Genomic DNA, 16,195 nt, shown 5'->3' with positions numbered 1-16,195 from the left:
ATCAGTTCCCTTATCCCGATGTTCGGTAGTTCAATATTATCGAACAATGGAACCATGGCAAGCGGTCTGCTAAGGAAAGGCATGGTCGCCTTTGTTCACCCCCCCGCAGAGACTCTACAGCTGTCCCACGTCCTGACGGCCCTGTCGGACCCGGTGCGCCTTAACATCGTGCAGGTCCTGGCGGGGGCGGACTGCGGCCTGAACTGCACCGCCAGCACCGCGCCCTTCGGCAACGTCCCGAAGTCGACGCTGAGCCACCACTTCCGCGTTCTGCGCGAAAGCGGTCTGGTCGAAACGACCAAGCGCGGCGTCGAGAACATAAACACCCTGCGATGGGACGATCTGGAGCGGCGGTTTCCCGGCCTGCTCCCCCAGATCCTGGCCTCGGCCTCCGCCAAGGCGCCGGATTAGGACGGCCGGCGCAGGCGGTCCCGCCTTCTAAGAGTCGACCCGTTTGATCCCGGTCAATGCCGCGCCACGTCGCTTCGCCTTGATGAAGACGGACAAGGAGCCGACCATGACCGACGCCACCCCGCTGGGGTTTCACCACATCCGCCTGGAGCTGGCGCGCGAACCCCAGCACCCCGACGGCGACCATGACATGGGCTATGACATACTGGCGCCCCTGACGGCCGAGCGCCGGCTGGACGCCGCCGTCTGGCGCGAGGCGCCGGAGAAATGCCGGGTGCGCCGCTTCTCGCACGGGGCTACCCTGGCCTTCGGACGCCTGCGCCATGCGGCGCCGGACCGCTGGTTCCTCGATTTCGAACCCGGAGAGGCCGACGACGCCCACGGCTTCCGCCTGGCCGACGAAGTGATCCAGACCGGCGAATACCTCAGCCTTTCGACCGGCGACCAGACCCACACCTATGTGGTGGCGCGGGCCGAGCCGGTCTGAGCGTCAGAAATATTCGGCGTTGGCGGGGCACTGGGCGCTGATGCGCCGGGCGGTGATGCTGGCCGGAATATAGGGGGTGCCGCGCAGCAGCTGGGCCCCGCCGCGGAAGCTGAAGCTGGTGTCCTCATAGGTTCCGTTCAGCCGGACCTGAATCCGCCGCCCCTTCTTGTCCTGGCACGTCCCCTCGAACCGGGCGCGGCCGTCGCCGACCACCCGGGTCGGATAGGTGCAGCGCCAGCGGTTGGTCGACAGGCCGCCGAAGAAGCGGTTGATCTCGCTGGGACGGACGCATTTCTGATGGGTCTCGTTCTGGCCCAGGGCGCTGGTGGTGTATTCCCAATAGCCCGGCAGCACTTCCGACTGGGCCGGAGTCTGGGCGGGCGCCATGGCCGGGGCGGCCAGCATCAGGGCGCCGGCGGCGACGGGCGCCAGGGCGGCCAGCAGTTTAAGAGACGGACGGGACATGGCGGCCTTCTGTTCAGCGGAAGTCTTCATGATATGGCGTATAGAGCGCGTCATTTGAATGACGGCTGAACGAGGCTGTTCCCCGCCGTCCAGCCGCAGGGCTGGATTTCGGCCGCCGCCGGCGCGCCTGGCCTCGGCGTTCAAGACTCGGCTTGACGCCCGACCGCCTCTTCCCTTATACGGCCCCCTCTCGCGCGGGCTGGTTCCCGCGCGCAACTGTTTCATGCGTCCGCTCCCACGCTTCGGGCCGGACGCCGCACCTTAAGGATCTGACGATGTCGCGTCGTTGCGAACTCACCGGTATCGGCCCGATGGTCGGCCACAGCGTGAGCCACTCGAACATCAAGACCAAGCGCCGCTTCCTGCCGTCGCTGAAGACGGTCAAGGTCACCTCGGACGCCCTGGGTCAGACCTTCTCGCTGCGTATCTCGAACGCCGCCCTGCGCACCCTGGACTATAAGGGCGGCCTGGACGCCTTCATCGTCAAGGCCCGCGACGAGCAGCTGTCGATCGCCGCCCAGCGCATCAAGCGCCAGGTCCGCGCCAAGCTGGCCGAACAGGCCGCCGCCTAAGTCGGGCGACGCATCATGATCTGGAAAGGGCCGGCGGCGACGCCGGCCTTTTTCTTTGCGCGCCTTCCAAGCCCGGATTAAGCCTGACGGGCAACTGGAGGGGAATCCGCATGACTGTCGCCCGCACCCTGGCCGCCTCGGCCGCCGCCCTTGGTCTTTCGGTTTCGGGCCTGTCGGCTTTGACCGTCGCGCCGTCGATCGCCCAGGCGCAGGAGACGCAGGCGGCGACGCCGGTGCGCGAATCGACCCCCTACACCCTGGCGACCGACCAGCCCCTGACCGTCGAACAGCAGGCGATGCGGTTCGACACGGCCGATCTGTCGATCAAGGTCATTCCCCAGGACAAGGCCATCGACGCCGTCGCCGTTCTGGGCTTCACCGCCAAGGCGCCGCTGGAGCGGCTGATGGTCGATCTGGATACGCTGCTGCCCATCTCTTCGGTCCAGATCGACGGGGTCGAACTGGCCGCCGACCGCTGGTCCAACCCCGAGGGGCGGCTGACGGTCGAACTGCCCCAGACCCTGGCCGCGGGCGGGTCGGTCGTCCTGCGGGTCGCCTATGCCGGACAGCCGCGCGTCGCCCCGCGCGCGCCCTGGGACGGCGGCTTCGTCTGGTCCACCGCCCCCTCGGGCGAGCCCTGGATCGCCACGGCCGTCCAGGGCGAGGGCTGCGACATCTTCTGGCCCTGTATCGACAGCCCGCACGGCGAGCCCGGCCGGGTCGATCTGCACATCACCGTCCCGTCCGACCTGTCGGCTCCGTCCAACGGCCGCTTCCTGGGCAAGGTCGATCACGGCGACGGCTGGACCACCTGGAACTGGTCGGCCAAGAGCCCCAACACCTACGCCATCGCCCTGAACGTCGGCCCCTATGAGGAGGTCAGCGGCCAGTATCAGAGCCGGTTCGGCAATACGATCCCGCTGCACTACTGGCATCTGAAGTCGGACGCGCCCGAGAAGGTCCAGGCCCTGTTCGCCGAATTCCCCCAGATGCTGGACTTCTTCGAAGCCAACGTCGGCCCCTTCCCCTTCGGCGACGAGAAGATGGGCGTGGTCGAGACCCCGCACCTGGGCATGGAGCACCAGACCATCAACGCCTACGGCAACGGCTACAAGATCGACGGCCGGGGCTATGACTGGCTGTTGCAGCACGAATTCGCCCACGAATGGTTCGGCAACCAGCTGACCAACGCCAACGCCGACGACATGTGGCTGCATGAGGGACTGGGCAGCTATATGCAGCCGCTGTACGCCCGCTGGCTGCTGGGCGACCGCTACATGCAGCGGGAACTGGCCAATCAGCGCGAGGGGCTGGTCAATAAATACCCCGTGGTGTCCGGCACGCCCAAGACTGAGGACGAGGTCTATAAGGGCGACGTGGGTCCCGGCGGCGACATCTATTCCAAGGGTTCGCTGATCGCCCATTCGCTGCGGATGCTGATCGGCGACGACGCCTTCCATCGGTCCCTGACGCGGCTGGTCTATGGGACCGACGATCCTCGCCCCGGCGCCTTTACGCCCCTGTACCGTTCGACCCAGGACTATCTGCAGATCGTCAATGCGGTGACGGGCGAAGACTATGGCTGGTTCTTCCGCGGCTATCTGTACAACGCCGCCCTGCCGGTCCTGACCCAGACCCGGCGTGACGGCCGGCTGAGCCTGCAATGGACCACCGGCGACGGCGGCGTCTTCCCCATGCCGGTCGAGGTCGAGATCGACGGCCGCGTTCGGACCGTGGCCATGACGGGCGGCCGGGGCGAGATCGCGGTCCCGGCCGGCGCCCATGTCCTGATCGACCCGCAGAACAAGGTGCTGCGCCAGATGGACGTCATCGACCGGCTTCAGGCCTATAAGGCCGAGCAGAGGGCGGCGGCCAAGCCCTAGAGGCTGATGGCCTCCTAAGCCGCCTCCACCGTCACTGACTGGCGCACCATCCGGCAGCGTTCCTGGGTGGTCAGAAAGGCGATGTCGGCGGCGTCGCGGCCGCAGGCGATCCGCACCAGCCCCTCGACCGGGGCCAGGCCCGTCGGATCGACCAGCCACCAGCCCCCGTCCAGCCAGACCTCGAAGATCGCGTGGAAATCGGGCGGGGTCAGCTGATGGGCGAAGGCGCTGACGGCGCGGGCCGGAATGCCCGAGGCCCGGCAAAAGGTCATGCCCAGGTGGGTGAAGTCGCGGCACACGCCCGCCCGATCAATGAAGGTGCGGGCCGCCGTCGTCTCGGTGTCCGAGACCCCGTGCTCATAGTCGATGTTCTCGGCGATCCAGTTCAGAATGGCCAGAACCCGGGCCCCGCCCGCCGTCTCGCCGAACTGGCGCGTCACGAACCGGCCGAACTGGTCGGACGGGCAATAGCGGCTGGGCTGGAGATAGGGCAGGACCTCGGCCGGCAGATCGCCCCAGTCATGCTGCGACACGCTGGGCGGCAGCCCCTTAAGCACCCCATTGTCCACGACCGCCTCATAGACCAGGGCGACCTCGCCTTGGACGTGGCAACGCAGGGTCCGGGCGCCGAAATCGACATCCTCGTCTTCCTGGAACTGGACCGGCGGATCGAAGGTCAGTCGCTCCTCCAGAATCTCCTGGCCGGGCCAGTGGGCGACCTGAATCTTGTAGATGGCGTCCGTGGGCGGATCAAAGCTGTAAACGAGCTCGGCGCGAACGCGCAATTTCATGGGGTCTGACCGGTGGAAGGGAATGGGGCTAACGCCATGCGACTGCGGCCGTTCCATGTCCAGCCCCTCCAGACTGTACGCCGCCGTACACGGAAGGCTTAAATAGACAAGCCTCGCCAATGTGTTACGGTGTGAGCCCTATGGACCTCTCCCTATCTGACCTGCCGTCTGCCTCGCAGGTCGGACTTGCGACCTTCCGCTGGGGGCGAAGCCGCCGCAACGGGAAGACGAAATCATGACGGACTACGACGTCCGCGCCCAGGTCGCCCTGAACGACTGCGACCGGGAGCCGATCCACATCCCCCAGGCGATCCAGGGCCACGGCCTGCTGCTGGTGCTGAATCCAGACGCCCTGACTCTGGAACAGGGAGCCGGGGCGATCGAGGATCTGACCGGCCAGACCCGCTGGATCGGCCTGCCGATCGCCGATCTTCTGGGCGAGGTGGTGGGGCGTCGTCTGCGCGACATGGCGGCCATCCGCGAGGCGGGCTTCGCGGGCCGCTGGCGCGCGGCCAACCGGCTGGAATACGACGTCGTCGTCTATTATGCGCCCGCCGGAAAGGCGGCCGCGACGGAGACCGCCCCCGCCCTGCGGATGGTGGTCGAGGTCGAGCAGAGCTCGCAACAGGCCCGGCTGGGCGTCGAACTGATCACCCGGCTCGATACGGCCGGCGCGGCCCTGGAACGCAGCGCCACGGTCCAAGGCGTCTGCGAACGCGCCGCCGACGCCTTCCGAAGCCTGACCGGCTTTGAGCGGGTCATGATCTATCGCTTCCTGGACGACGAGGCGGGCCAGGTGGTGGCGGAATCGCGCGCGGGCGAGGCGACCTCCTTCCTGAACCACCATTTCCCGGCGACCGACATTCCCCGCCAGGCGCGGGCCCTTTATCTGCGCAATCCGGTGCGGGTCATTCCCGACACCCGCTACACGCCCCAGCCGCTGCGGCCGCCGTATCCGGACGAGCCTCCGCTGGACATGAGCGACAGCGGCCTGCGCTCCGTGTCGCCGATCCATATCCAGTATCTGCACAATATGGGGGTGCGGGCTTCGGCCTCGGTCTCCATCATCGTCGATGATGTTCTGTGGGGCCTGGTCGCCTGCCACAGCAGCACGCCCCTGCTGCTGTCCTATGAACTGCGCGTGGCCTGCACCACCCTGGCCCGCACCCTGGCCCGCCAGCTGAAGACCAAGGCGGACGCCGAACTGTATCGCGAACGGGTCCGGCTGCGTCGGCTGGAGGATGAGCTGATCATCGGTCTGTCGCGCGACCGCGACCTGGCCTCGGGCCTGGGGGATCAGGCGGGCGCGCTCAAGGACCTGGTCGGCGCCGACGGCGTGGCGATCGTCCAGGGCGACCGGATCGAGGGGTTCGGCCATGTCCCGCCGCCGGAGGCCCAGCGTCAGATCGCGGACTGGCTGGAGGCGCAGCCGGGGCTTCGTCCGGTCGCCACCAACGCCCTGTCCACCCTCCTGCCCGAGGCCGAGGCCTGGCGGACCCACGCCAGCGGCCTTCTGGCCGTGCGCCTGCCGGGGCCGCAGCCGCTCAGCCTGCTATGGTTCCGCGCCGAGATTCTGGAGACGGTGCGCTGGGCCGGCGATCCGTCGACCGCCGTCAAATCGACGGACGGGGGCGGCGCTCTGACGCCGCGCGCCTCCTTCGCCGAATGGCGCGAGACCGTGTCGGGCCGCGCCCGTCGCTGGGGCGCCGCCGCCGTCGAATCCGCCGCCCGCCTGCGCGACGCCCTGTCGGACTTCACCTCCGTCACCCAGCTTCGCAGCCTGAACCAGTCGCTTCAGGCCCGCCTGTCCGAGCGCGACCTGCGGCTGGAGCAGCAGGAGTTCCTGATGCGCGAGGTCAATCACCGGGTCCAGAACAGCCTGACCCTGGTGTCCAGCTTTCTGGGGCTTCAGGCGCGCGACCTGGGCGACAGCCCGGCCGGGGTCGCCTTGCAGGAGGCGCGCCGCCGCGTGCGGGCCGTCTCGAGCGTCCACACCCGCCTCTATCGCGGGGATCATGACGCCGCCATCGACCTGTCGCGCTACATCGGCGAACTGGTAGAGGATCTGGGCTCCAGCATGGGGCCGGAATGGGTGTCGGCGATCGAGACCGATCTGGCGCCGGTCTGCGTCGGGGCCGACCGGGCGGTGACCATCGGCCTGATCCTGACCGAACTGATCATCAATGCTCAGAAATACGCCTATGACGGGGCGCCGGGTCCGCTGCGCATCGGCCTGACCGAGGCGGACGACAGCCTGCGTCTGGTGGTGTCCGACGACGGCAAGGGCGGCCACAAGGCCGGCAAGGGCTTCGGTTCGATGATGATCGGCAGTCTGGTGGCCCAGCTTGGCGGTCAGATCGACTATCGCGATCAGAAGCCGGGACTGGAGGTCGCCCTGCGCACGCGCATCGAGGCGCCGGCCTGAAGCCAGGCCCTGCGGCGGACGCCGCGTCAAACAAGCTTCGCGGCGAAGGCCGCAGTCAACAGGAAAAACGGGCGCGGAGATCATCTCCGCGCCCGTTTCCATTCTTCGACTTAAAGCAGCTTCAGGTCGATGGCCGAGGTCTTGCCGCGCTGATTTTCCAGCTCGTATTCGACCTTGGCGTTTTCATCGAGGCCCTGAAGGCCGGCCTTCTGAACGGCGGTGACGTGAACGAACACGTCAGAGCCGCCGCTGTCGGGCTGGATGAAACCATAGCCCTTGGTGGGGTTGAACCACTTGACCGTACCGGTCGCCATGTCTGCGTCTCCGTAAACGCGCTTTTCCAGGCGGATCTCCCTCGGGAGGACCCGACAATCCATCTGGACAGCTCGTTCAGGCGAAGGAGCGAGACGCGGGTGTGGACCCCACGCAAAATCCGGACTGCGCCTCTGTTGTCACCCGGCTTTTCCAGACGGTCAACAGCAAAGCGGCGGGCCTTTTCGCCTATCGCGCTTAACGGCAGACGCCCCGGTCGCCGGCGTCGAGGTGCAGATGGTTCTCGTGGGCGGCGTTATAGTCGGGCGTCAGAACCGTGGCGAACAGGCCGCAGGCGCCGTCACGCAGGGCGTGCAGGAAGCGAGACCCCGCCGGTCCCGCCCGCCCCTCGCCGCGCCAGTCGTCCAGCACGGTCACGGTGCGCCCGTCCGCCAGGGTCACGCCCGCGACGTCCAGGGCGTTGGCGCGGGCGTGTTCGCTGGGCCGTTCGCTGACGTCCTTAGAGCCGTAGATGCGGCGGCAGGAATAGGTCCCATAGTTTTCGACCCGAGCCGGGGCGGAGCCCAGGATGTCGCGGGCGGCGGGCTGCAGCACCTGACGGTCCCAGATGACGTAACGCACGGCCAGGGGGCACTGCATCACCACATCAGCCGGGGCCAGGGGCGTCGCCGCGCCGCCGGTGATCCGCACCGCGCCGCGCACGACGCAGAAGCCGCCGTCGTCGCGATCGGCGGCGCGCTCGACCTCGACCCCCGCCTCGCGCAGCACCTGCATACAGGCCTCGGTCGCGCCCTGCACCTCTTCAGGCGCGGCGGTGGGGGAAAGGTCGAAGTCCGCCACCTTGGCCGCCGTCGCCCGCCCGACCGGCTGGTTCAAGTCCAGCGGTTTCCAGGGCAGATCCTGCGGCGGCGCATAGGCGTTCAGCAGGGCGAAGGCGGCGCAGGCCAACAGCCCGACCTCCCACATCAGATTCCAGAAATCGGCGAAGTCGCGCTTCATACGGTCCCAGCATGGACCGCCAACGGCCCTGCTGGCAAACGCCGCGCAGGGCTGCACGTTCAACGCCGAGGGAGTCTCAGGCGGCGGCCGGCGTCAGGTTCAGCGGTTTCACAAGCGGCAGGATAATGCGCCGCACCTTGGTCTCTTTGACGCGCGTCAGGGGCTTGTGCGTCACATGGCCGCTGGCGGGCCAGAACACGATCCGGCATCCCGCCGGGCCGCTCTGTTCACCCACGCCGACGGGCACGCCCAGTTCTTCCAGAAAGCCGCAGGCGAAGGCGAGATTGTCCTGACCGATGGAGTTGACGAAATTGCCGGGGCTGGCCCCGCCGAACACCTGGGCCTCCAGCCGGTTCAGCTTCGCCCCGGCCTGCAACAGCCCCTCGATCAAAAGCGGCATCAGATGGTCGCCGTAGCGGGCCGGATCGCCGCTGGCGCCGCGGTTGCGGCGGGCCAGCACGAAATGGTTCATCCCGCCCACGCCGGCGACCGGATCATGGATGCAGGCGGCCACGCACGAGCCCAGGACCGTGGTCAGGGCCAGATCCGACTCGTCCGACACCCCGTATTCGCCCTGTCCCAGGGAGAACCGACGCCCCTTCCCGAGGGGGTCCCTGTTCACCACTGAGAAATTGCCGATCAACATCTGCGAACCCGTTTGACTGATCCGCCGACCATGAGCGCTCTGGGTGTATAAACAGTATAGGATAGGTCGGTATTGCTCCTTATTTTCAAGTTAAATTGCTGGAATTGCATAGACAATTGGCCGCCTACCATGTAGCCGACGGTTGTCTTCCTAAGTATACAGCCGTAATCGGCGACACCCTCATTAAAGCTCCGCTTGTCCCGACGCGCCGGACCCTTCACCATGCCCCGATGGGAAAAAAGACCGACGCCTATGACGCCGAACTGGAACGGCTCCAGCTCGCCGTTGTGAAGACCCAGGCCTGGACGATCGAACACGGGCTGCGCGTGGTGATCGTGCTGGAGGGGCGCGACACGGCGGGCAAGGACGGCGCCATCAAACGGCTGACCGAACATATGTCGCCGCGCCAGACCCGTGTGGTCGCCCTGCCCAAGCCCAGCGATCGCGAAACCACCCAGTGGTATTTCCAGCGCTATGTCCCGCACCTGCCGGCGGCGGGCGAGACCGTCATCTTCAACCGCTCCTGGTACAATCGCGCCGGGGTGGAGCCGGTCATGGGCTATTGCACCCCGGAACAATACGCCCAGTTCCTGACCGACGCCCCCCGGTTCGAGCGGATGCTGACCGAGGACGGGATCATTCTGATCAAGATCTGGCTGGACATTTCGCGCAAGGAGCAGGCTCAGCGGCTGAAGGAGCGCCGGGTCGATCCGCTGAAACAGTTCAAACTGTCGTCCCTGGACGCCGAGGCCGAGGCCCGGTTCGACGCCTATTCCGCCGCCCGCGACCGGATGCTGGACGAGACCGACCGCGCCTACGCCCCCTGGACCGTCATCGCCACCGACGACAAGAAGACCGCCCGGCTGAACCTGATCCGGCACATATTGAAGGTGCTGGACCATTGCGGCGAGGAGATCGCCGCACCGGACGACGAAGTGGTCTTGACCGCCGCCGAAGCCAAGGGCCGGCTGGCGCGCTAAAAGAGGTCAGGCTTCGCCGGCGATCTGGCGCAGGGCCTGTTCGAACACCTCGGCGGGCTGGCCGCCGCTGATCATATATTTGTTCTCGACCACCACGGCCGGAACCGAGTTGATCCCCCGCGCGCGCCACAGATCCTCCTCGGCGCGCACCGCCTGGGCGTAGCGGCCCGAGGCCAGGACCTCGCCCGCCTCGGCCCGGTCGAGCCCTGCCGCCTCGGCGGCGGCCGTCAGAACCCCGGCGTCGGTCAGGTTGCGGTTTTCGGTGAAATGGGCGGTAAACAGGGCCTGTTTCAGCGCCTTTTGCTTTTCAGGCGCGGTCTCGTGGGCCCAGTGCAACAGCCGGTGGGCGTCGAAGGTGTTCCAGATCCGACTTTCGTCGGTCATCCGCATGTCGAAGCCGACCTCCCCTGCCCGCTCGCGGATCATGGCGCGGTTGGCGGCCGACTGTTCCGGGCTCGCCCCGTATTTGCGGCCGATGTGTTCGACGATGTTCTCGCCCTCCGGCGCCATCTGCGGGTTCAGCTCGAACGGGTGAAAGGTGATGTCGGCCAGAACGCCTTCATCCTTCAGCCGGTCCAGCGCCGCCTCCAGGCCGCCCAGCCCCACCACGCACCAGGGGCAGACCACGTCGGAGACGAAGTCGATCTTCAGGGTCTTGGAAGCGATTTGGGACATGGCGCGCCTTCTGAAACAGCCTTGGTTTCGGATCATATGGGAGGGCCGCTGCCCTGGCGCCAGTGAGCAGGAGGTGAGCGGGGCGGGTCTGCCGCCGCAGACCCCGCGCACCGCTTGTTCACCCGCACCCGCGCGCTTCACTCACCCCAGCTTCAGATCGCGCGGCGGACGTATCCGTCGCCAGCGGGCCTCGACGAAGGCGAAGGCGCCGAACGCCATCAGACCCACAGCCGTCAGCCCCAGGATCCATGAGCCGCCGGGCTGGCTTTCCAGCGTCTCCAGGGCGGCCGCCGTATTGGTGACCTCGCCCGATCGGGTGTGCAGACCGGCCAGAACGACGAAGACCCCCAGCGGCAGATAGGCGAAGCCCCGCGCCCCATAGCCGATCCGCGCCAGGATCGAGGCCGGACGGCGCAGGCCGTCAGGACAGGCCAGGGCGGCGTCGAAGTCGTCGCGGAAGGCCCGCACGATGTTGCCGATCCCGACCCCCAGCACCACCAGCCCCGCCGACATAAGCAGCAGGTCGCCGAACGGCAGGTCCAGGACCATGGCCGCCTTCTCCTGGTTTTCGGCGATGCTTTCGGCCTGGTCCGCCGCCTGGCTGGTCGCGCCGCCCGCCTCGTCCAGATATTCGAACCCCCCCGCCGCCAGCAGGCCGTAGAACAGGCCGCTGGCCGCCTGGCCCGCCCGCGTCGCCCAGCCCTTCAGATCGCGCCCCGCATGGTCCGCATCGAAGACGGCCTGCAGGACGCGCCAGCCGACGAAGGCCCACAATCCCAGGCCGAGGGCCACCAGCCAGACCCGACCGAACGGCTGTTCCGCCAGCCAGCCCGCCGCCCCGCCCGTGCCGACCGCGTCGCCGATCCGGTCCAGGGCCGCCAGCAGGGTCAGGGCGCCGGCCGACAGATAGACGAAGCCCCGCGCCCCATAGCCGATCCGCGCCGCCTGTTCGATCAGGACATGGAGCGGCGGCGTCCGGCGCGCGGCGGCAAGCCGGTCGCGCACGGTTCGGCCCAGGGCGGCGGCGGCGTGACGAAGGCGGGCGACAGCCATGCGGGCTCCTGAAGAGGCGGAGCCGTTCAACGTGCCCGGCCGCCTATGGCTCCCGCCCCGCCCGCCGCCTCAGGCTCCGTGGGCGGCGGGAAGCTCCAGCACCGCCTTCAGCCCGCCCATGTCGCTGTCGCTGAGCGTCAGCCGCCCGCCATAGGCGCGGGTCAGGTCTTCGACGATCGACAGACCCAGGCCCGATCCGGGCGCGCTTTCGTCCAGCCGGGCGCCGCGCTTCATCACCGCCTCGCGCTGATCGGCCGGCAGGCCCGGTCCGTCGTCCTCGACCACGACGATCATCTGGCCCAGGCCGTTGCCCCCGGCCGAGACCCGCACCCGCCGCCGCGAGAACTTGGCCGCATTCTCGATAAGATTGCCCAGAATCTCCTGCAGATCCTGACGCTCGCCCAGAAAGGCCAGGTCGTCGGGCGCGCGCCAGTCGATCTCGGCCCCCTTGTCGCGGAACACCTGTTCGATCATGACCGCCAGCTCGTCCAGCACCTCGGGCACCGGCGTGGTCTCGCCCAGGCCGTGGGCGGCGCGGGCGGCGGCGCGGGCGCGGCGCAGATGGTGATCGACCTGGCCCTGCATGATCTGGGTCTGGCGACGCACCAGTTCCGGCAGGGCCCCTTGCGCCGTCCCGGCCTCGGCCAGCATGACGGAGATGGGCGTCTTCAGCGCGTGGGCCAGGTTGCCGACATGGGTGCGCTGACGGTCCACGACCTCCTGATTGTGGTCCAGCAGATTGTTGACCTGTTCGGCCAGGGGCTGGATCTCCAGCGGATAGGCGCGTTCGATCCGGGCCGCCTGGCCCTTGCGGACCGCCGCGATCTCATTCCTCAGATCATAGAGGGGCCGCAGACCCACCTGGACCTGGATGAAGACCGCCGAGACCAGGCCGAAGCCCAGCAGCAACAGGGCGACCCAGGTCACGGTGGCGAACTGGCGCGCATCCGCCTCGACATTGGAGCGGTCGATTCCGACGAAGAAGACCACCGGCGCGGCCCGCCCCGGCAGGGACTTCATACTGGCGGCGATCCGAAGCGGCTCGCCCGCCGGACCGACGGCGTTATAGGTGATGGTCTGGCCATAGGCGTCGTCCAGCCGCGCCGGCAGGTCCGGCGGCGCGACCAGGTCTTCGCCATACAGGGAGTCCGACCGGGTCAGGATGCGCAGGCCCCCCGCCAGGGTCGGCTCGGCCGTCATCCAGTATTTGCCGGAAAAGACCCGCAAGGTCGGGGCGTCCATGATCTGGGGCGTCATCACCGTTCCGCTGGCGGTGACGGTCCGCACCACCAGTTCGTCGGTCGTCTCGGCCAGGACGTTGCCCAGGCGGCGCAGAGCCGATTCCTTGAACTGATTGGTCAGGACCAGGCCCGTGGCGACCAGAGCCAGCAGGATCCAGCCGGAGGCCAGCCAGATCAGCCGCCGCGTCAGCGACCGCCCCGGCCGGCCGAACCATCGGCCCCAGCCGGCGCGCCTCGTCCCCCCGTCCCGGTTCATCGACTCAGGGTCACGCCGCCTCGGACTCGCCGGCCAGGGGGGCCAGCCTATAGCCCAGGCCCCGCACCGTCTCGATCCGGTCCGAGCCGATCTTCTTGCGCAGTCGGCCGATGAAGACCTCGATCGTGTTTGAATCCCGGTCGAAGTCCTGGTCGTACAGATGTTCGACCAGTTCGGTGCGGCTGATCACCCGGCCCTGATGCATCATCATATAGTGCAGCAGCCGGTACTCCAGCGAGGTCAGGCGCAGCGGCTCGCCGTTGACGTTGGCGCGGGCCGCGCGCGGGTCCAGCCGCAGGCCGCCGCACGACAGGGTGGCCGAGGCGATGCCGGCCGAGCGGCGCAGCAGGGCCCGCAGCCGCGCCAGCAGCTCTTCGGTATGGAAGGGTTTGGTCAGATAGTCGTCGGCCCCGGCGTCGAAGCCCGAGACCTTGTCCGACCAGGCGCCGCGCGCCGTCAGGATCAGGACCGGCGTGGCCTTGCCCTCGCGCCGCCAGCGCTCCAGCACCGACACCCCGTCGATCTTGGGCAGGCCCAGGTCCAGAACGATCACGTCATAGGGTTCGGTGTCGCCCAGGAACCAGGCCTCCTCGCCGTCGGCGGCGTGATCCACCGCATAGCCGGCGTCGGCCAGGGCGCCCTTCAGCTGCCGCGACAGATCGGCGTCGTCTTCGACCAGCAGGACACGCATCTTCAGTCTTCTCCCATCACGCGGCCCGAACGGGCGTCGACGCGAATATCCGCCACCCGGCCGCCAGGATATTCCCAGCGCACCACCACTGTGTCGCCGCGCGGGCTGACGCCCAGCATCCGGCCCTCGCGACCGGCGCCGACCCGGCGCACCACGGCCCCCAGGTCGGCGCGGGGCGCGTCCATGGCCCGGCTGTCGCGCGGGGGCGGACCCCGACGGTCCTGGGCGGCCTCGCGATCCTGATCCCGCGACGCCTCGCGCGACTGGGCCGAGACCTGGGTCGCGGGAACCAGGGTCGCAGGGACCAGGGCCAGGACGGCGGCGATGAGGAGGGCGCGGGTGCGGGTCATGGGGTGGTTCTAGGCGGACGGCTCTGAACAGCCGCTGAACGAGGGTGTCGGAAAGGGGCCAGACTGATGAAAATCCCCGTCAACCGCCCTTACACCAAAGACGGCCCGCGCCAAAGACGGCGGAGTGCGCCCCGTTCGCTCGTTTGACGGGGGCGAACGACGGGGGCGAACAGATGAACGGCGCCTGAAACGCGCCGTTCAGATCGGGCTCAGGCGGGGCGTGGTCTCTTGGCTTCATCGGCGCTCCCCCTCGGAGCGTCCCCAACGCAAGGATTGATCCGATGCTGAACAAGAAAGCCCTCATCCCCGCCCTGGTCCTGGCCGCCGCGGCCTCGGCCGCCCTGCCCGCCGCCGCCCAATCCTACGGCCCTCATGGTCGTCCGCATCACGCCCAGCCCGCCGGCTACGGCTACGGCCCCTCGGTCAACGTCCGCATCGACCAACTCGACCGCCGCATCGACCAGGGCCTGCGCACCGGCCAGCTGAGCCGCCGCGAAGCCGGCCGTCTGCGCGCCGAACTCAACAGCGTCCAGCGTCTGGAAGCCGGCTACCGCCGGGGCGGCCTCAGCGGTTGGGAGCGCGCCGATCTGGACCGCCGCCTGGATCGCCTGGCGGCCCAGGTCCGCTATGAGCGCCGCGACTGGGACAATCGTCGCGGCTGATCGCCCTCTCCCGGCCTGAAAACCAAGACGCCCGGTCCCTGCGGACCGGGCGTCTTTCCTTGTGGGCCTACAGTTTGATGAAGGGCTGCATCAGCTTGCCCAGCCAGCCGTCCAGCTGGATCTGGCCGTCCAGGGCCACGACGCACAGGCAGGGGTCGGGCGAGACCACGCGCGGCTGGTGCAGCACCTCGCCGTCCGCCTCTTCGAAATCGCCCGGCTCGAACAGCGCCGTCTCGGTGGCGTAGGCGCCGTGGATGACGCAGGTCAGCTCGATCCCGCCGTGGGTGTGTTTGGGCGTCTCCCGCCCCGGCCCGATCTCCAGCAGGATGACGCGGCAATCGCCGTCGCGCGGCGCATGGACGTCGCGGGCGCGCATGCCCGGTCCCAGCCAGCGCCACGGCCCCAAGGCGTAGCGGCGCAACGGCTCGGGCAGGCCGGCCATGTCATTCAGCGGCGTGGAGGCCAGAACCTCTCCGGCGTCGGTCTCGGCGCGCGCCATCACCCGCGCCAGGGCGTCCTCGGCCAGGGCCTGAGGCTCCAGCTCGTCCAGCAGACGGCCGCCTACGGCCTGAAGCGTCCTGACCCAGGCCTCGTTCTGGGGCCGCATCGCCAGATGGGCGGCGACCACCACCGCCTCGGGCGGGCTCAGGGTCCCGGCCGCATAGGCCAACAGCCGCTCTTCGGAGGGATTGTGCACGCCGGTCACGCCGCCCCTCCCTGTTCGTCGTCCAGCAGGGTTCTCAGCTTGATCATGGCCTTGCGAATACGCGACTTCACCGTGCCCAGGGGCAGTTCCAGCCGCCGGGCGATTTCCGAATGGGGGTTGTCCTGAAAGAAGGCCAGGCGCAGCACCTCGATCTGATCGGGCGAAAGCCGCGCCATGGCGGCCTTCAGCCGGGCGGCGTTTTCGGCGGCCAGAACGACCGTGTCGGGCTGTTCCGGCTCGTCCTGAACCAGGTCGATCTCGGGCAGGGGCAGACGCCGCGCGTCCTGGCGCAGCACGTCCAGCCGCCGGTTGCGGGCGATGGTGAAGATCCAGGTCGCGGCATGGGCCTTGGTGCGGTCGAACAGCTCGGCCTTGCGCCAGACGGTCAGCATGGCGTCCTGGGCGAAGTCCTCGGCCGCGCCGGCCGTGGCCCCCGCCTTCATCAGATAGGCCTTCAGCCGCGGGGCGAAATGGTCGAACAGGCGCGCGAAGGCGTCCCGATCGCGTCGCATCGCCACCGCCTCGATCAGGCGGTCGAAATCATCGCCCGCCGGGATCACGGGCGTCCGAATCGGCCGAAGGATGGAAATCTGCTCATGCATCGACCCTAATACGGTTCAGGTCGAAGT

The 16,195-nt window shown here is 68.4% G+C and carries 19 protein-coding genes; 7 read left to right on the top strand and 12 right to left on the bottom strand.

Going from position 1 to position 16,195, the window contains the following annotated elements; genetic code table 11:
- Positions 1-81: 81 nt before the first annotated feature.
- On the top strand, positions 82-411 hold the full coding sequence (locus JMT67_RS13415; protein WP_201463740.1) for an ArsR/SmtB family transcription factor: 330 nt from the start codon (positions 82-84) through the stop codon (positions 409-411).
- A 106-nt stretch (positions 412-517) separates the two neighbouring features.
- Positions 518-898, top strand: a complete 381-nt coding sequence (locus JMT67_RS13410) for a hypothetical protein (RefSeq protein WP_233455881.1) — start codon at positions 518-520, stop codon at positions 896-898.
- 3 nt (positions 899-901) lie between these two features.
- Here the strand turns inward: JMT67_RS13410 and JMT67_RS13405 are convergent, their stop codons facing one another.
- On the bottom strand, positions 902-1,363 hold the full coding sequence (locus tag JMT67_RS13405; protein WP_228185138.1) for a DUF3617 domain-containing protein: 462 nt from the start codon (positions 1,361-1,363) through the stop codon (positions 902-904).
- A 275-nt stretch (positions 1,364-1,638) separates the two neighbouring features.
- Between JMT67_RS13405 and rpmB the strand changes: the two genes are divergently transcribed.
- Together rpmB and JMT67_RS13395 are read left to right on the top strand one after the other, a co-directional pair.
- The gene (gene rpmB / locus JMT67_RS13400; RefSeq protein ID WP_054764747.1) at positions 1,639-1,935 is read left to right on the top strand and encodes a 50S ribosomal protein L28; all 297 of its coding nucleotides are present in this window, start codon (positions 1,639-1,641) and stop codon (positions 1,933-1,935) included.
- A 110-nt stretch (positions 1,936-2,045) separates the two neighbouring features.
- Positions 2,046-3,818 carry a M1 family metallopeptidase gene (locus JMT67_RS13395; RefSeq protein ID WP_201463739.1) on the top strand — a complete coding sequence of 591 codons (1,773 nt, stop codon included), beginning with the start codon at positions 2,046-2,048 and terminating at the stop codon, positions 3,816-3,818.
- A 14-nt stretch (positions 3,819-3,832) separates the two neighbouring features.
- On the opposite strand, the gene JMT67_RS13390 is transcribed toward JMT67_RS13395, so the two are convergent.
- Positions 3,833-4,609, bottom strand: a complete 777-nt coding sequence (locus tag JMT67_RS13390; protein WP_191555148.1) for a transglutaminase-like domain-containing protein — start codon at positions 4,607-4,609, stop codon at positions 3,833-3,835.
- Between the two features lie 235 nt (positions 4,610-4,844).
- On the opposite strand from JMT67_RS13390, the gene JMT67_RS13385 reads away from it, so the two are divergent.
- Positions 4,845-7,034 (top strand): histidine kinase dimerization/phosphoacceptor domain -containing protein, encoded by a 2,190-nt coding sequence (locus JMT67_RS13385; protein WP_201463738.1) that lies wholly within the window; start codon positions 4,845-4,847, stop codon positions 7,032-7,034.
- Positions 7,035-7,144: 110 nt separating this feature from the next.
- Here JMT67_RS13385 and JMT67_RS13380 read toward each other — a convergent pair whose 3' ends face one another.
- The 3 genes from JMT67_RS13380 to JMT67_RS13370 form a co-directional block, all read right to left on the bottom strand.
- Positions 7,145-7,348, bottom strand: coding sequence for a cold-shock protein (locus JMT67_RS13380; protein WP_008264090.1), 204 nt, complete (start codon positions 7,346-7,348; stop codon positions 7,145-7,147).
- Positions 7,349-7,544: 196 nt separating this feature from the next.
- Positions 7,545-8,306: an extensin-like domain-containing protein gene (locus tag JMT67_RS13375; RefSeq protein WP_201463737.1), complete on the bottom strand. Its 762-nt coding sequence runs from the start codon at positions 8,304-8,306 to the stop codon at positions 7,545-7,547.
- A gap of 76 nt (positions 8,307-8,382) precedes the next feature.
- Entirely contained in the window at positions 8,383-8,952 is a 570-nt protein-coding gene (locus JMT67_RS13370; RefSeq protein ID WP_152949515.1) for a chemotaxis protein CheD, read from the bottom strand.
- 230 nt (positions 8,953-9,182) lie between these two features.
- Between JMT67_RS13370 and ppk2 the strand changes: the two genes are divergently transcribed.
- The gene (ppk2, locus tag JMT67_RS13365) at positions 9,183-9,932 is read left to right on the top strand and encodes a polyphosphate kinase 2 (protein WP_182714573.1); all 750 of its coding nucleotides are present in this window, start codon (positions 9,183-9,185) and stop codon (positions 9,930-9,932) included.
- A 6-nt stretch (positions 9,933-9,938) separates the two neighbouring features.
- Here ppk2 and JMT67_RS13360 read toward each other — a convergent pair whose 3' ends face one another.
- The 5 genes from JMT67_RS13360 to JMT67_RS13340 form a co-directional block, all read right to left on the bottom strand.
- Positions 9,939-10,607: a DsbA family oxidoreductase gene (locus JMT67_RS13360; RefSeq protein ID WP_201463736.1), complete on the bottom strand. Its 669-nt coding sequence runs from the start codon at positions 10,605-10,607 to the stop codon at positions 9,939-9,941.
- Between the two features lie 141 nt (positions 10,608-10,748).
- Complete coding sequence (locus tag JMT67_RS13355) at positions 10,749-11,660, bottom strand: DUF1206 domain-containing protein (RefSeq protein WP_201463735.1); 912 nt, start codon at positions 11,658-11,660, stop codon at positions 10,749-10,751.
- Between the two features lie 69 nt (positions 11,661-11,729).
- Positions 11,730-13,157: a sensor histidine kinase gene (locus JMT67_RS13350; RefSeq protein WP_183217797.1), complete on the bottom strand. Its 1,428-nt coding sequence runs from the start codon at positions 13,155-13,157 to the stop codon at positions 11,730-11,732.
- A 10-nt stretch (positions 13,158-13,167) separates the two neighbouring features.
- On the bottom strand, positions 13,168-13,848 hold the full coding sequence (locus JMT67_RS13345; protein ID WP_054764739.1) for a response regulator transcription factor: 681 nt from the start codon (positions 13,846-13,848) through the stop codon (positions 13,168-13,170).
- 2 nt (positions 13,849-13,850) lie between these two features.
- Entirely contained in the window at positions 13,851-14,198 is a 348-nt protein-coding gene (locus tag JMT67_RS13340) for a hypothetical protein (protein WP_054764738.1), read from the bottom strand.
- A gap of 281 nt (positions 14,199-14,479) precedes the next feature.
- On the opposite strand from JMT67_RS13340, the gene JMT67_RS13335 reads away from it, so the two are divergent.
- Complete coding sequence (locus JMT67_RS13335; protein ID WP_182714562.1) at positions 14,480-14,860, top strand: hypothetical protein; 381 nt, start codon at positions 14,480-14,482, stop codon at positions 14,858-14,860.
- 67 nt (positions 14,861-14,927) lie between these two features.
- Here JMT67_RS13335 and chrR read toward each other — a convergent pair whose 3' ends face one another.
- Both chrR and JMT67_RS13325 read right to left on the bottom strand, forming a co-directional pair.
- The gene (chrR, locus tag JMT67_RS13330) at positions 14,928-15,566 is read right to left on the bottom strand and encodes a cadmium/peroxide/UV radiation responsive anti-sigma factor ChrR (RefSeq protein WP_183217794.1); all 639 of its coding nucleotides are present in this window, start codon (positions 15,564-15,566) and stop codon (positions 14,928-14,930) included.
- Positions 15,563-16,168 (bottom strand): sigma-70 family RNA polymerase sigma factor, encoded by a 606-nt coding sequence (locus JMT67_RS13325; RefSeq protein ID WP_182714564.1) that lies wholly within the window; start codon positions 16,166-16,168, stop codon positions 15,563-15,565. Before JMT67_RS13325 ends, chrR begins: the two co-directional genes overlap by 4 nt.
- Positions 16,169-16,195: the final 27 nt, after the last annotated feature.

The organism is Brevundimonas aurantiaca (assembly GCF_904830995.1).
GTDB lineage: Bacteria > Pseudomonadota > Alphaproteobacteria > Caulobacterales > Caulobacteraceae > Brevundimonas > Brevundimonas aurantiaca.
Note: the sequence above shows the minus strand (reverse complement) of the source record. Positions and strands in the feature narration are given on the sequence as shown.

What these genes read in the sequence shown, in the direction of transcription:
- JMT67_RS13360 (WP_201463736.1), bottom strand. Translation starts at nt 10,607, where the DNA reads ATGTCCCAAATCGCTTCCAAGACCCTGAAGATCGACTTCGTCTCCGAC.
- JMT67_RS13395 (WP_201463739.1), top strand. Translation starts at nt 2,046, where the DNA reads ATGACTGTCGCCCGCACCCTGGCCGCCTCGGCCGCCGCCCTTGGTCTT.
- rpmB (WP_054764747.1), top strand. Translation starts at nt 1,639, where the DNA reads ATGTCGCGTCGTTGCGAACTCACCGGTATCGGCCCGATGGTCGGCCAC.
- JMT67_RS13335 (WP_182714562.1), top strand. Translation starts at nt 14,480, where the DNA reads ATGCTGAACAAGAAAGCCCTCATCCCCGCCCTGGTCCTGGCCGCCGCG.
- JMT67_RS13355 (WP_201463735.1), bottom strand. Translation starts at nt 11,660, where the DNA reads ATGGCTGTCGCCCGCCTTCGTCACGCCGCCGCCGCCCTGGGCCGAACC.
- JMT67_RS13385 (WP_201463738.1), top strand. Translation starts at nt 4,845, where the DNA reads ATGACGGACTACGACGTCCGCGCCCAGGTCGCCCTGAACGACTGCGAC.
- JMT67_RS13380 (WP_008264090.1), bottom strand. Translation starts at nt 7,348, where the DNA reads ATGGCGACCGGTACGGTCAAGTGGTTCAACCCCACCAAGGGCTATGGT.
- JMT67_RS13325 (WP_182714564.1), bottom strand. Translation starts at nt 16,168, where the DNA reads ATGCATGAGCAGATTTCCATCCTTCGGCCGATTCGGACGCCCGTGATC.
- JMT67_RS13370 (WP_152949515.1), bottom strand. Translation starts at nt 8,952, where the DNA reads ATGTTGATCGGCAATTTCTCAGTGGTGAACAGGGACCCCCTCGGGAAG.
- ppk2 (WP_182714573.1), top strand. Translation starts at nt 9,183, where the DNA reads ATGGGAAAAAAGACCGACGCCTATGACGCCGAACTGGAACGGCTCCAG.
- JMT67_RS13375 (WP_201463737.1), bottom strand. Translation starts at nt 8,306, where the DNA reads ATGAAGCGCGACTTCGCCGATTTCTGGAATCTGATGTGGGAGGTCGGG.
- JMT67_RS13345 (WP_054764739.1), bottom strand. Translation starts at nt 13,848, where the DNA reads ATGCGTGTCCTGCTGGTCGAAGACGACGCCGATCTGTCGCGGCAGCTG.
- JMT67_RS13340 (WP_054764738.1), bottom strand. Translation starts at nt 14,198, where the DNA reads ATGACCCGCACCCGCGCCCTCCTCATCGCCGCCGTCCTGGCCCTGGTC.
- JMT67_RS13390 (WP_191555148.1), bottom strand. Translation starts at nt 4,609, where the DNA reads ATGAAATTGCGCGTTCGCGCCGAGCTCGTTTACAGCTTTGATCCGCCC.
- JMT67_RS13415 (WP_201463740.1), top strand. Translation starts at nt 82, where the DNA reads ATGGTCGCCTTTGTTCACCCCCCCGCAGAGACTCTACAGCTGTCCCAC.
- JMT67_RS13405 (WP_228185138.1), bottom strand. Translation starts at nt 1,363, where the DNA reads ATGTCCCGTCCGTCTCTTAAACTGCTGGCCGCCCTGGCGCCCGTCGCC.
- JMT67_RS13410 (WP_233455881.1), top strand. Translation starts at nt 518, where the DNA reads ATGACCGACGCCACCCCGCTGGGGTTTCACCACATCCGCCTGGAGCTG.
- JMT67_RS13350 (WP_183217797.1), bottom strand. Translation starts at nt 13,157, where the DNA reads ATGAACCGGGACGGGGGGACGAGGCGCGCCGGCTGGGGCCGATGGTTC.